The organism is Pseudomonas sp. SP16.1, from assembly GCF_052682975.1.
The window spans coordinates 150030-163298 of sequence record NZ_JBQYFZ010000002.1 but is presented as its reverse complement, the minus strand read 5'-3'; the positions used below and the strand labels follow the sequence as shown (position 1 = coordinate 163298).

11 protein-coding genes are annotated in these 13269 nt (G+C 57.9%); 1 reads left to right on the top strand and 10 read right to left on the bottom strand.

Annotation, left to right across the window (positions count from 1 at the left end):
• Positions 1 to 332 precede the first annotated feature (332 nt).
• Positions 333 to 1970, top strand: coding sequence for a DNA topoisomerase (locus ACUTAF_RS25230; protein ID WP_311188795.1), 1638 nt, complete (start codon positions 333 to 335; stop codon positions 1968 to 1970).
• 171 nt (positions 1971 to 2141) lie between these two features.
• Here the strand turns inward: ACUTAF_RS25230 and ACUTAF_RS25225 are convergent, their stop codons facing one another.
• From ACUTAF_RS25225 to ACUTAF_RS25180, 10 genes are all read right to left on the bottom strand, one after another.
• Positions 2142 to 2507 carry a hypothetical protein gene (locus tag ACUTAF_RS25225; protein WP_034023929.1) on the bottom strand — a complete coding sequence of 122 codons (366 nt, stop codon included), beginning with the start codon at positions 2505 to 2507 and terminating at the stop codon, positions 2142 to 2144.
• Positions 2504 to 2968, bottom strand: a complete 465-nt coding sequence (locus ACUTAF_RS25220) for a type IVB secretion system protein IcmW (RefSeq protein ID WP_034023930.1) — start codon at positions 2966 to 2968, stop codon at positions 2504 to 2506. The genes ACUTAF_RS25225 and ACUTAF_RS25220 overlap by 4 nt, the downstream gene beginning before the upstream one ends.
• On the bottom strand, positions 2965 to 4833 hold the full coding sequence (locus tag ACUTAF_RS25215; RefSeq protein WP_311188796.1) for a hypothetical protein: 1869 nt from the start codon (positions 4831 to 4833) through the stop codon (positions 2965 to 2967). The genes ACUTAF_RS25220 and ACUTAF_RS25215 overlap by 4 nt, the downstream gene beginning before the upstream one ends.
• A gap of 14 nt (positions 4834 to 4847) precedes the next feature.
• The gene (locus tag ACUTAF_RS25210; protein WP_445582612.1) at positions 4848 to 6452 is read right to left on the bottom strand and encodes a DotH/IcmK family type IV secretion protein; all 1605 of its coding nucleotides are present in this window, start codon (positions 6450 to 6452) and stop codon (positions 4848 to 4850) included.
• Positions 6449 to 7102: a DotI/IcmL family type IV secretion protein gene (locus ACUTAF_RS25205; protein WP_088192399.1), complete on the bottom strand. Its 654-nt coding sequence runs from the start codon at positions 7100 to 7102 to the stop codon at positions 6449 to 6451. The genes ACUTAF_RS25210 and ACUTAF_RS25205 overlap by 4 nt, the downstream gene beginning before the upstream one ends.
• A gap of 4 nt (positions 7103 to 7106) precedes the next feature.
• Positions 7107 to 7655 (bottom strand): hypothetical protein, encoded by a 549-nt coding sequence (locus ACUTAF_RS25200; RefSeq protein WP_445582611.1) that lies wholly within the window; start codon positions 7653 to 7655, stop codon positions 7107 to 7109.
• 5 nt (positions 7656 to 7660) lie between these two features.
• Entirely contained in the window at positions 7661 to 8701 is a 1041-nt protein-coding gene (locus tag ACUTAF_RS25195) for a ParM/StbA family protein (RefSeq protein WP_445582610.1), read from the bottom strand.
• Between the two features lie 248 nt (positions 8702 to 8949).
• Positions 8950 to 10023: a hypothetical protein gene (locus tag ACUTAF_RS25190; protein WP_172882242.1), complete on the bottom strand. Its 1074-nt coding sequence runs from the start codon at positions 10021 to 10023 to the stop codon at positions 8950 to 8952.
• Positions 10024 to 10132: 109 nt separating this feature from the next.
• Positions 10133 to 10516, bottom strand: coding sequence for a hypothetical protein (locus ACUTAF_RS25185; protein ID WP_445582609.1), 384 nt, complete (start codon positions 10514 to 10516; stop codon positions 10133 to 10135).
• Positions 10513 to 13263 (bottom strand): type IV secretory system conjugative DNA transfer family protein, encoded by a 2751-nt coding sequence (locus ACUTAF_RS25180; RefSeq protein WP_445582608.1) that lies wholly within the window; start codon positions 13261 to 13263, stop codon positions 10513 to 10515. Before ACUTAF_RS25180 ends, ACUTAF_RS25185 begins: the two co-directional genes overlap by 4 nt.
• Between the last annotated feature and the right edge of the window lie 6 nt (positions 13264 to 13269).

The window sequence follows — 13269 nt, the reverse complement described above, 5'->3', positions numbered from 1 at the left end:
GCGTCATACGAGATCGAAATTCGTCATACGAGATAGGGGCCTCGTCATACGAGATTGGTTTTCTGCGTCATACGAGGTTGGTAAATCTCGTCATACGAGGTTGATTTATTCGACCGTTAACGTCACAACACTCTGATTTATAAGGATTTTCTAAAAATTGTCACCCTCCCTATATGTTTAATAAAAAGATATTTATATAGGGCAAGGACCTACGACCCAGCAGGATCGCCGCAAAGCGCAAATGGCCCCTCGAATTGAAATCCTTGATGGCAAGTACCAATCGGCCGGCATAGAATGACCATCAATCGCTTTGCAATGCTGGTAGTAATTCAATGCCAAACACGGTTTTCGTTATTGAGGCCCCAGGCAAGATCCGCTCTCTGAGGAAAATCCTATCGGAGCTCAGGATCAATGCTCAGGTTGTCGCTACAGGTGGCGCTCTTTACGACATGCCAAAGGATCAGTTGGGTCTCAACCCCAACGATCTGACGCCTGAACGCTGGACACCTACCTCTCAGCGCACCATCAGCCACCTCACGAAAAAGTTCAAAGATGCGGACCAGATCTACGTCATGACAGACGCTGATCGAGAAGGGGAACTGATCGCGGCACAGGTCAACAGTGTGCTCGTCTCTTCAGGATCAAAAGCGAGTATTCAGAGGGTGGTGACTTCAGCACTGAACGCTGACGGAATATCTCAGGCGCTTCAGAGACCGCGGGCCATCAATCGGAAAACCTGCGTGGCCGTGATGGCTCGACGCGGTATCGATAGAGCAATCGGCTTTCTGTGCAGCAATCGAAACGTAACTGGGCAGATCGCTGGGCGGATCAGCAGCAAGATCGTCCAGTCCGTCAGCCGGCAGCCCTTACCGACCTGCAAAGTTGCGGGAACACACCCAGACCAGCCAGGCTGGCGAATCTGGGGGAAAGGTTCCTCAGGGAAAGAGGCATCGCTTGCCGCCATCAGCGAAGCTTTTCGTCGACTGGATCCGGCCTTGATGGATCACACCAGAGAGGTCTTCACCACCAAGCCGGCGCCGGCGATGATGACAGGTGCTGACGCCCTGATCCTGGTTGCGAACCAACTCAACGTAAGCCTTTCTGAAGCAGAGAAACTGATTCAGACGGCGTATGAAAGAGGTGCGATCAGCTATCCACGGACGGACGCCAGAGACATCTCGCCTCCCACGCAAGTCATGCTGGAGAACGCGATGAGGAAACTAGGGAGACGAGTACGTGTTTCCCGACTTCCTCCCTCAGCGCCCAGAGAGGCCGCAGGCGCTCATGAAGCGATCTACCCTTGCGACCCCCTTCATTTCAATGCAAACAGCTTGGAAGGGCTCTCCCAGCTCGATGCAGCCATAGGTTTGCTCACCAGGCGTGCTTTCGCCTCCCTTTCGCCCGATGCGAAGGTCAAATCAATCGAGGTCGAACAGTCGGCGATCTCCTCATTCCTGGCCAAGCAGGGGTTGCCAGACATCAAGGTGAAAATCTGGCGCGATATCCCCGATACCGCCGGCTGGCTGGTTGTGGAGAAGGAATTCATCAAGCCTGTAAAGCTTGTGAGGATCCCTCTTGATACAGCGGTCATGGAAAGGATGGTTGAACAAGGAATAGGTCGACCCTCGACCATCGTAGGCCACATCGACAAAGCCCTTGCCCGGGGGTGGATCCAGGAGAACGGCACTCTTTCGAACAAAGGCCAGGCGGTTCTGACGTATTTGCAGCAGAACTACCCCGGCCTGTTGGGCCCAGAAGATCTGGATCACTTTTTCGATGGGGTTCCATTTGAACGGGTTTCCGCTGCCGTCTACGAAGGGATCCATCGACTCAATCTGGATTACCAGGCGCTTCGTGTTCTTGCGCGAGAGGCCTCTGCGGAGCTGTCGAGGGACCAAGCCCAGGACGAGAGTGGCCTCCCCCTGTATGAACCAACCGCGGACATGGAGATGGACGTAGCCGGCCCATAACTATGCACGCAAAGTCACAAATATGTGATTATGTGTACATAGCCTGTTAGGCGGGACTTTCGGAGCTGTGGCTCAGCTGGGTAATCGCAAGCAGGCACAAAAAAGGCACCACTTGGGTGCCTTTTTCGTTACAGCTGCTGCGAGCGAGCAACTGCTGCGTACCTCCACCTCCTACGACAAGTCCTTCGACAGAACGAAGGCGAGGAGTACCTCCATCGCATCCTCATTGAAAGCGCACCAGGCCTTACTGATTGGATCCTCGGGCGACAGTGCCACGCCGATCACCTGGCGACCGTCGTTCCAGTAGCAGTGAATATCCAGCGCAGCGAACAGCACACCGATACGGCGGAAGAGTTGTACTCGCTGCTCATCTTCCGGGTCATAGCGATACGGGAATGGAATGTCGAACTCTTCCGGTCGTACCCGGGTTGGTGTCGCCGGCGCCTTATGGCGCTCTGCGATCGACAGGATCTCCTGAGCAGGAGATCCAATAAGCGGATCGTTCGTCCAAAGCCGAAGCGACTCGTAGGTGTTCACGCTGGAATGCCTCCGTTGCCGGTAATCTCCGCCACGATGTCCTTGAGTATCTGGTAGCGCGCAATCATTCGAGCTCGCTGCCAGATGACACTGCAGTTGGGATCCAGCTTGCTGTTCTGATGAGCATGTTCGAGAAGGATATAGGGCAGTTCCAGGGACTGCTCGCCAATCCACTCGAAGAATCTCGATGACGCTGAACATGGGAGAGCTGCGGCCGCCGCGGTAAGTTGAGAAACCGCTTCTGCCACCAGCGGCTCCTCTAGCCCCCTACTCTGCTCGTACACCTGCAGGAGATGGGCAACCTCCGCGTACAGGGCGCTGAACTCTGCGTCGATGTCACGCAGCGCCCAGTGCTCCTTGTTATCCATCTGCTCGAAGAACGAGAGCAACTTGGGCTCTCGCTCTTTCCAGAACGCCTGGACGGATCCAGGCGTGAGATCAATTCGCCGGGCGCTGCTCATGCGCCAGGCACTCGGTGCTCGTTGCTGCGCTCATAAACACGGGCAGTCAGCACGAAGTAGTAGGTCGAGACACGCTTTTGACTCTTGGTAGAGCCAATCAGACCGCCAAACGGCCCGGCCTTTTCATATCCCGTTACCCCAGAGCCGGAATTGGTCTCATCGGTTTCCATCTGGCCGCCGATGATGATGGTGTCACCATCGCGCAGCAGTGCCTCACCGTTGTAGTCGATGTTGGCAGGCAGCGTGATGGTGGTGGGGACCTTGGTTGTGCCGTTGGCGTCAGTCAGATACTGGTCAATGGTCTTGACCTGCGAGCGGACTGCGACGTTCAGCGTCAGCTGGGTACGGATGATGCCGCTGTCCAGGTCGATCTTCGGGTTCACCCGCAGCAGGGTGCCGAATCGAATCGGGATCTGGGTGTTGGTGGTGGCCACCGAGCTGCTGTCAGTACCAGCTACCGCACTCTGACTTACCTGGCTGAAAAGGTCGGTTTCAATCCGGCGGAACTCCGCGGGGGCGCCAGAGGTGGTGGCGAGTGCTGGGCGCTGGGTTACCGTAACGTCGCCGATAGAGGAAAGGTAGTTGACGAAAAGGTTCGCCGGGTTGCCCTTGAGTTTGGAGAAGCCAATGCCGGTACTACCGATCACACTGCCGCCGGGGGTCATTACAGGCGGGTTGCCCGTGGTGCCAGGCAAACTCGGCGAAATGGTAATGCCACCGGCCGGATTGTTGTTGATGATCATGCCGAGCTCGCCATTTGCGAACGAGGCAAACGCCGTGAGATCCAGACCTTCCGACTTGTCCTTGGTGGTGGACACCAGGATCAGGCGGCCTTCGAAGTGGATGGCAGTATTGAACTCGCGCTCGACACCCTTGATGTACTCATCGATCTCTGCCTGCAGCCACTTGGGCGCTTGAACAGTGATCGTGCCGGTGTCGGGGTTGACGCTTACCGTACCCAGCTTCTGTGAACGGTACATGTCCGACCCTGCGGCCGGCATGGCTGCAGCCATCTGATCCATGCCACCGACCGGGAGCGGGGGCATTCCATTGATAGGCATGCCTGCGCCGGAGTTGATCACACCAGGAACAACAGAACCGCTGGCTACCGGAACCAGCACAGAAACTCGGGATTCGAGTTCTTCCTTCATGGATTTCCAGAAGTCAGATTTCGACTCCAGCTTCGAGCTGCCCTCGCGATCGCCCTCGCCTTCACCGGTAGACGTGCTGCTCGATGTCAGCCCCCCCATCGAACCGCCATTGACACCGCCGGCGCCGGAAGCCGAGTTCAGAGAGCTGGCCAGAGACGCCCCTACATCGAGGGTGCCACTCAAGGACGCCGAGGAGTAGTTGGTGGAGCGCTGCGAGTTGATGTTCAACGTCCACTGTTTCGGGCGCATCGGAACGATGGTGATGATGCGGCGGTCGTTATCTACCGCATAATCGAGCCCCATCGCTGGGAAGATGAGGCGCATTGCCGTCTCGGCATCCACGCTCGTGAAGCCGTAGCCCGCGTAGGTGAAGCCATCCAGCGGCATGGAACTGGTGATATTGAGGCCCTGGGCCTGCAGCATCTTGACCACCTCGTGGCCGTTCAGCGGAGCGGTGACTTTCATGGTGACCCGACGCTCGGACAGCCACGGCGCGCGTTTGAGCGGCATGGTTTTACCGGTGATCAGCGGGCCATTGGTGATCTGGATGCGTTGGTTGCGCTGCGACTCCTCGCTCTGTGCCTTGAGCTGATTCAGCTCCTCCATCAGTTTGGCGTAGTTGCCGCCGTCCTCGCCTTTCGGGATGTTCTGCAGGCAGCCCGAGAGGGCCGCACCGATGACGCTTGTCAGTACCAATTTCGCGATAGTGTTCATGGGCGATCTCTCTCTTAGTGGAGCCAAACTTTCTTTTCGAGCGGGCTGATTTGGACGTTGAAGCGGTAGGAGTCGGCATAGGGCTCCAGGAACTTCGCGATCGCTTCTTCAGGGGTCGGTGCATTGATCACGTAGCCGCCCTGCACAACTTTGTCCTGCTCGCCCAGATCCCAGATGGGCGTATTCCACTTCGCCTCCTGGGTCAGGCGGAAAAGGTTCTCGTACAGGCCTCCGTTACGGACGCTGAACATGACGCCGCTTGAGGCGGGCGGCGCGGTAGCCACGACGCTCGGAAGTACAGTGGTGGCTGCTGTTGCAGCTGTTGTTGTGCCGGCCGTCGATACAGTCTTGGCCACGAGGGGTTTCTCCGCGGCTACGGCACTGACCTGTACGTCGGAGGCTTTTTCGGCGTTCGCCGCGGGAACTGGGATCGGCCGGTTGCGGTGTGTTTCCTCAATCAAGCGTGCGGCTGTGTCGCGATTGATAGTGAGGTCGCTGACGATCTGAACACGGTTGGTCCGAACGCCCTTACCGTCGAACGATTCATACGTCTTCACCGACTCCTGAGCGCCATTGCTTGCAGGGGCGATACGTTGAACTCGATCACGACCGACGAGGCCGAGCGGTTCTTCGAAAGGCAGGGCCGAATCCATGGGCGGTCGCTCAGGGGAGGTCCGCTTAACGGTCATGGTCCTCGATCCATCGCGCCCGGCAAGGATGTCCGCCGGATTTTCGAGATGTACCTGGTACTCAATGCCGGCACTGTCTCGCGTGCGGATCATCAGAGGGATCGGTGCGCGGTAGCGATAGACGCGGGTAACGCCATCGACATCGCGGGTCTCGGTCAACCAGTCTGGGCCTACCATGGAGGCCCCGCGCAGACGGATGATGGCGTCTTCGCGGTTGGGGGAAAGCCAGTAGCTGATACTGAATGGAACGCTCTCGGTATCCGTGACCTTCAGGCTGGTCCAGTTTCGCCCAGGCGATTGCCCCAATGCGTTCATGAGTTGGTGATCGATCGCAACCCGGTTCGGCTGCAGCAACGGAGCACTCCCAGTGGGCACGCCATCAACAATCAGCTTCAGGCTGTCCTTCACGCCATCGGAGGGATCGGAGGAAACCTTCACGTAGAGCTTGATCGGCTCGTTGCGATCGACCAGGTACAGGATGACATTCGTGTTGACCCAGGGCTTCTGCGGGTGCATCTCAACAGCTCCGGAGTCCTCTACCAGGTCAACGTTCACCACGCTGTCGTCGCCAGCGCGAGCACGTCGAACTGGCCATGGAGCACCGTTCTCGCCGACCACCATCAATGAAGTGAGGTATCCCAATTGCAGGGTAACGCTCTTGGTCTTGCCTCCATCAGTGAGGTCGATGATCTGTTCAGGGTCAGTGCTTGTTGCGCCCAACGGAATCTGCGGGGCAAGACCTTTGCGATCATCGATCATGTACTGCTCGATGACAGCTTGTTGCTCGATGGTGAGCGGGTACTTGCGCTTCAGGAGCGTGTCGACCAGGGGATCGCTGGACCGTACGTCCTGCTCTGCAGGTTCTGCAGCTGCCTGAATCGAGAGGAGAGAAAGCAACAGAATGCTTGGGATGAGGGTGACCTTTTTCATGACTTGGAGACCTTCACTCGAATTGCATGAACAGCGAGGCCGTCAGGACGACTTTCCTGCTGGACTCTTAGGAGATCGACCTCAATGAACCCGCGGCGGGGCTGATTCACGTTGCCGTTGAAGATGATCTCGATGGGGTGCTGGATGGTGTAGGTCTGGCGGGCTACACCGCTGAAAACCTTTACATCCTTGTTCAGGAACACACCCGGGCCCGGCGTGGCGGACAGCACGAGGCGGATACGGGGATCTTTGAGTTGGGCGGTCAGTCCGGCACGTTCGAACGCATTCAGATAGGTCTTGTAACCATCGTCAGTGAAACAGCGGAGCTGTGCCTCGTTCTGCTGCCGGATGTAATTGACGAAATCCAGCTGGAACATGCGGATGACGCAGGCCGAGCTGAAGTTCAGGGCCCGCTCTTCGCCACCGATGGGCTCATCAATCGGTGTGAGTTGGAACAGGGAGCCGTTGTGGGTGGTCGCGAAGTATTCCCGCTGGATGCTCTCGATCTTGTTCTTCGCATACATGAAGGTCAGGAAATTCGTAGTGGCCAGCGCCGCAATGATCAGCACGCAAATGCCCAGGATGTACAAGAGCACCCGGTTCGAGAAAACGATGCTGCCGACCAGCTGGTCGTCGTTGACATCACGCATCTAGCTACTCCGAAGGACGGTTACCCGCCCAGACAAGATTGTTGAGAGGTGAAGCAGGCTTTCCTGCCGTACTGTTGAGCAGTTGCTCGTGCCAGGATGGCTCTGGTGAGGAAACACTCGCTTGGGTGTCGGCAGACGACGTTTGACTTCCGTCGACTGCCCCCTCCTCCTCGGTGCCTTCTTTACCCACCGCTTCGACGGGCTCTTCTTGGGCTTTCGGTGGCTGCTCGACTGGTGTGCGGGCTGCCTCGGATTGGGGCGCCGCAGGCGTTGAAGCAACGGCCGCCGGCGCCGAGATTGATGCAGGTGCGATCGCTACAGGTGCGCTGCGGGCCGGGGCCGTCAACTCAACTGGCCGGTCTTTCAGCAGACCCAGAAGAATCCGTTTGAACGCATAGCGATCAGCTTCATCCTGGGAGATGCTCTCGAACATCTCCTTTGCCTGATCTGCGATTTCGTCGATCTGGCGAAGAGCTTCACCCTCCACCGGATCCATCGGGTCAAGTGAGAAGCGAAACTGACGACGCTTCATTGATCGCTTTGCGCGCGACATAGGAGTTACTCCTGAGCAGCGAGGTGGCGAGCCAGCTTGTAGTAGCCGCGGGCATTGGCGAACTGGGGATCTTCGACAACCACTACCTTGGCGTTGCCTACCTGAACATGGCGCAGGTCCTCCTCCAGTAGCTTCGCTGCGCCGCCGGCGAACAGGATGGTGCTGAGTTCGTCGACGCGTTTGGTGACGATCTTCTCGATGCGAGGAACGATCTCGTTGACCAGGGCGCGGCGCTCGGCAGCAACGATGTCGCGAATGTTCGCCTTGTTGTTGCCGATGGTTAGCCAGCCGCCCTCTTCACGAATTGCCTTCTCCACAGCATGGAGCGGCGGGGTGCGCATCAGGCCCATGAGGTCCCGTGCACTGGTGGCGACGCGCTCGTAGAGATGCAGAGCGCCTGCTTCGAAGGAATTCGAGGTGCCGTTGAAGAGGAGGTTGCCATTCTCCAGCAGAGCAACGTCGGTGGTGTTACCGCCCACGTCGGCGACGACCACGAGCTCTTCGGATGCGTGCTGGAACTCGCCGTCCTCATTCATCATGTAGTCGAGATACACGGCCACGCCCTCGGAGGCGCCATTCAGGTTGCCGAATACCGAACCGTTCTTCGGCAGTCGCATCTCCTTGCTACCAGGCTGCACGGCGGCAGGGCGCCGCCAGGCCTTGGCGCGCTCCTCGATGAGTTTCGAATTGATCTCGCCACGCGAGTTGTAGAACACGTTCAGCGGCATGCCGAACACAGCGTCGATCGACGCATCCGACAGGTCACCGAATTGGCGAAGGAGAACCGCCATCGCCAGTGCGGCGTTGATATCGGAGGTGTAATAGCTGGCGAAGCGAGTATCGATGGGATCAGCGACTTTCGGGCCGACCGCGTAGATGCTGTCTTCGATCTGGATGACGATTTCATCCGGGCCGTTGCCGCCCATGCTGACGCCGATCTGAGGCTTGGTCGACACGGTGCTACGGATCGCGATCTGGGCGCCCTGGCCGGCATACAGCTTGGCGTAGTTGCAGCCAATGTCGGCGCCAACAGCGAATTTTTTCATGCTCTATCTCCACAAAAATGATCGGTACGCATCGTGAGTTTTGTTTTACCGTTGCACTCTCGATTGCAAACAAATACTAGCCTTTCAGCGCCATCACTTCAACAGTGTCGCGCAGAAAATCTATGATTAGTAAGATCAAGATAAGCTAGTTATAAAATTGCATAGATAAGCGAAAACAGGAGGGACGCTGGTTTTTTTGATGGCGAAAAAAAGCCCCGCAGAGCGGGGCCTTTTGCATCTGGCGTCGATCAGTTATCGAAGCCGGGGGCGTTTTCGTACTCGGGCTCCGGCTCCGGCTCAGCCTGCGGAGCTTTACCCTTCACCTTCTCGGGGTCGACGCCGACCTCTGCCAGCAGCTCGGCGCTGTAGGCCGGCTGCGGGAAGCGATCAGACGGCAGCAGCAGCGGATCGAAGCGATCCTTGTTGGTGACCGAGAGGTGGCTGATGTAGTTGAAGTCGTCCGACGGGGCGCGACGGATGTAGCACTCGGCGGCGTAGACCTGGTTCTCGTCCTGGAAGCGTTTCGCCAGGGCCACGTAGTTGTGGCCGCGCGGGGAGTTCATCATCTTCTTGGACATCTCGATGGACATCACCGGAATCATTTCCAGGACACCCTGACCGGCCTCGGCAGCCTGCAGCATCTTGGTCAGGCGGGTGTTCTTTTTCATGCCCTCGACCACCTGGGCGCCGTTCTCGGCGCGGCGAACTTTCTCGCCGCCTTCTTCGACTTCGGCAGTGCCCTGCTTGATGGTGGTGAAGTCAAGCACCTGGCCGCTTTCGCTCAACAGTCGAACGATCGGGCGGGCACGGGAGCGATCAGCTGCGCACTTGTCGGCCAGGGCCGCAACGGCGCCCGGGAACTGCTCGGCGGTCAGGGTCAGCGGCTTGCCGAGACGATCGAGGGCACCCCAGTTGGTTTCCTTGCCCTTGCCGTCGGCATTGGTGCCGGCGCGATACATCGCATTACCGATGGAGAGCTCTTCGCGGCTGTTGCCGAAGAACTCGGACCAGCGAGCGATACCGGTGGTGGGAGCGCCTTCCTTCTCCGGCTCACGGAGCCAGACGGTGCTGAGCAGCATCATGCCGCCGACCGGGACGTGGTGGTTGGATTTCGAGTTGGCGAACGAGGCCAGGGTGTTGCGCTTGTCGTTCTCTGCCGCGTCACCGGAAGTGGTGAGGATAACGGAGTATTGCTTGCCCTCCAGATCGACGCCGATCACGGTATCGATCTCCTTGCTGCCCTCGGAGGCAACGTACTCCTGAACTTGCAGCATCAGGCTGTTGACGGGCTTCGACTTGTCTTGAGATTTGCGCTTGAACATGGACGTGCTCCTGAGGGTATTAGCTGGCATTAGCGCCATCAAAAACCACATTAGACACGGCATAGAAAAAGCGCAAGCATCTTTTACTATCGAGTATACGTTAGAAAAATCAAGGCCAGCTAAGTACCCTTCCTACAGCATTAGTCGATTGATGGTCTGGCTTGGGATAACCCAGGCTGTTCAGGACTTGACCAATGGCCTGATCGGTCATGCTGATCGGGTGATTCCAGAGGCCCACAGGGAGAGACTCAAAGGTTCTGTGCCTCACGACCATTTCCGTTACCACTGCGGCCACCTCACGAATATTTTCGTTGGCGTCCTCAATGTCGATCATCGGCCAGTCAGTTTCCGCAGGAAGCAGATCCGGGTCATCGGCTAGCGTCATTGCTTCCAGCTCAACCAGTGCATCGGGCACAGCAATCTCCTGGCTCGCTTGACCCAGTAGCTCCCGTGTTCTTTGCCAGTCGAGCGCACTCCCCTTCACCAACTTCATTGCTGCTCCTCCTTCTCGCTCGCTGCAGGGCTCGTTGCCTTCAGCGAATCGGTCATCTTGCCCTTCAGATCTGATAGCGCGCCCCGAAGCGAGTTGGCCGAAAAGTTTTTGGGGACCGGACTTTCGGGGTATGCGTTCTGTGGATCTTCCGGATTCGCGTTCTTCACCGCAGTGTTGGCGGCCTGGCGCGCCTCCGGTAGCGTTCCAGCCCAATCAGGATCGCTACCGTTTTGTTGCATCTGCTTGACCTCTTGCATTACGGCAGCGCTCACCGCGGTGCGAGCGATCATGTTCTGCGTCGCAGTATCCGGAGCGTGATCATCCATGCTGAACGAGATATTCGCAGGGTGCACAAGCGGCTCTGGCTGCTTATCAGTGCGGCCCGCAGGGTCAGAGTGATCAAGAACCAGGTCAGGGGGAGCGATGTCCGGCAGAAGCGATTCATTGAATTCCGCGGGGGCCGGCTTCTGCTGGCGAACCGCCTGGTCGAGCAGGCTGAGCGCATCGCCTGCAGGCCTGGCGGCTGCTAGCTGTGCAGCGGTGGCCGCTGGTTTAACCGCCGGAGTGGCTGTTGAAGCGGCCTTCTTCGCCGGTTCTGGAACAGCCAACCCAGGTACAGATTTGCGCTCATCCTTGAAGACCTGCTCAGCTGCTTTCTGCATCGCACTGAAAATCTCCCCTCCTCGGGCCTTGCTTCCTTCCATCGCGCTTTGGCACCAGAGGTGGAATTCATCGCCAAGGTCTATCACGGCCTCCTCGGTGGTCGGAGCATAAGACCGCACCGCTTCCTGGATCTTGTCCAGATGCTTACGCATGGCGATGAGCCGCTCGGCGTCCTCGACGATTCCGCTCACACCTACCGGAGTGCGCATACGCACAAAGCTGTTCACCTGGCTTTGGGCGTTCTGTTCGATAGCGGGGTAGAACATTTGGACCTTGGTCCAGAGCTTCCCGCCGAAGTAGATATGGGCCATCCCCGGGTCTTGGCTGGCCAATTGCTCAATGCGAGCTCGGTCGACTTCTTGAACCTGCAGCGCATCAACAGACTGGTAGCCCGTGCGCATGTCTGCGCGCCCGCCGCTCGGGCGGTCACCCCATGTGCCTGCAACCGACACAAGTTTCTTGCCACAGGTGTCGACCAGAAGCTTTACGGTGTTCGGGTCGAAGGTCTTCAAGAAAATTTTCGTACTGGTGTTTGCGTTGACTCGATCAGCCTCCACCTCAGAGCCCTTTTTGAACGACGCCCAGTCCTGCCCGCTGAAGCAAGCGAACACGCCCATGGAGCGGATCTGGGCTACCACGTCCCCGAAGCCTTCGACGCAGTAGCTGCCATATTCGTCCAGGAACAGTCCGTAGGGGACTCGTTTGCCGATCGGCCGGCCATCGATGAGGATCTTCTTGAGACCGGTCAGTTGACCACCGCCGATAATCGGAAGCATGGCGTTACGCATGCTGGTAACTACCATCCGGCCTAGCTGTTTCAGCGATTCAGGCGACTTTTCCAACGCAGGCAGCATGATGTAGACGGTACGACGCTGGTTGATAACGTCGATCCAATCGATCTCGGAAATGTCGGTGCCGGTGATGTACCCGTATGTGCCGGAGAGCAGCGACAGTACCCGGGTGAACTGCATTTGCAGGAAGCCCAGCTGCTCCGACATGCGGCCCATGCACTGCTCTTTCGCCTGAGGCTGAGTCGCCTTCTGCCAGGCCGAGTAACCTGGAAGGTCGTTGAGGAACAACTGCGCCTCGTCACGAACGCGCTGGGAATAGATCGTGTTCTGCGGGAGCTCAAGCAGCTTCTGCAGCGTCATCCGCCGGCGCAAGTCGTCAGCGACAATTGTTTCACCACGCAAATCGCGATCTTCACAGGCGGCCCGGATAATGACGTTGAAGAGGGCTTCGGCGCGCCCCCTCCACATGTCGTCGTTACCGCCGCCAGAACCGCCGCCCATCATCGAGCTGGTCATTTCAGACAAGCTATCTGCCGAGGCGATTTCGAAAATATTCGTTGTGTTCGAGCGTTTGGTGTTGGCTCCACCCGATGTCAGGTAATTGATCACCAGCAGTTGACGCTCAAGGCCAAAGTGGCGCGCGAGCGTATAGAGCATGAACCAGGTGGTGATGTCAGCCTTACCGTCGCAGAAGATCCCGCCACTGCCCTGGGCCATCAGCTGCGCAATCATACCAAGAATGGCCTGAGTCTTACCGGAACCAGTGGTGCCGATAAGCAAAATGTGGCGAACCAGCAGATCCATGGATGTCCATATCTGCGCGCCGCCGTTATCCATGTCCGAGCCGAGATAGAGGATGCCGTCCCCCATCATCTCGGTAGGATCTTTGAGGAAAAGCAGGCTGCCGACGACTGGGATCCTCTTCAGCATGTTCACCTTTCTAACGACGCCCAGGGCGTCCTTTACCAGCGGCGCCTGCTGGACCTTGAACAGCTTCTTGTGCAGTGGGGAAGCCTTGCAGACGTAGGACGGCGTACAGAGAGGCCATTGATGAGGCTGTTTCGTCGCCACAAACGCGCCATAGGCAGCTGCGCCTACCCCGGCAGTGACCTCGAACAATCCAGGAGCGGCCAGCGAGATTAGGCCAGCGCCCATCATCAGGGGCGGAGCGTATTCCTGGATGGCATAGTTCATCCGCTCCGCGGCAGTGAGGTTCTCGCGGATGTAGCGGTTGTAGTCGAGCTCTTTGGCCGTTTCGCTGTAGCGATTGTTCGGCTTGCGTGCAATAGCCATTGTTCG

Coding starts and splice junctions, on each gene's coding strand:
- ACUTAF_RS25200 (WP_445582611.1), bottom strand. CDS start 7,655: ATGTCGCGCGCAAAGCGATCAATGAAGCGTCGTCAGTTTCGCTTCTCA.
- ACUTAF_RS25185 (WP_445582609.1), bottom strand. CDS start 10,516: ATGAAGTTGGTGAAGGGGAGTGCGCTCGACTGGCAAAGAACACGGGAG.
- ACUTAF_RS25215 (WP_311188796.1), bottom strand. CDS start 4,833: ATGAACACTATCGCGAAATTGGTACTGACAAGCGTCATCGGTGCGGCC.
- ACUTAF_RS25205 (WP_088192399.1), bottom strand. CDS start 7,102: ATGCGTGATGTCAACGACGACCAGCTGGTCGGCAGCATCGTTTTCTCG.
- ACUTAF_RS25220 (WP_034023930.1), bottom strand. CDS start 2,968: ATGAGCAGCGCCCGGCGAATTGATCTCACGCCTGGATCCGTCCAGGCG.
- ACUTAF_RS25180 (WP_445582608.1), bottom strand. CDS start 13,263: ATGGCTATTGCACGCAAGCCGAACAATCGCTACAGCGAAACGGCCAAA.
- ACUTAF_RS25230 (WP_311188795.1), top strand. CDS start 333: ATGCCAAACACGGTTTTCGTTATTGAGGCCCCAGGCAAGATCCGCTCT.
- ACUTAF_RS25190 (WP_172882242.1), bottom strand. CDS start 10,023: ATGTTCAAGCGCAAATCTCAAGACAAGTCGAAGCCCGTCAACAGCCTG.
- ACUTAF_RS25210 (WP_445582612.1), bottom strand. CDS start 6,452: ATGAAAAAGGTCACCCTCATCCCAAGCATTCTGTTGCTTTCTCTCCTC.
- ACUTAF_RS25195 (WP_445582610.1), bottom strand. CDS start 8,701: ATGAAAAAATTCGCTGTTGGCGCCGACATTGGCTGCAACTACGCCAAG.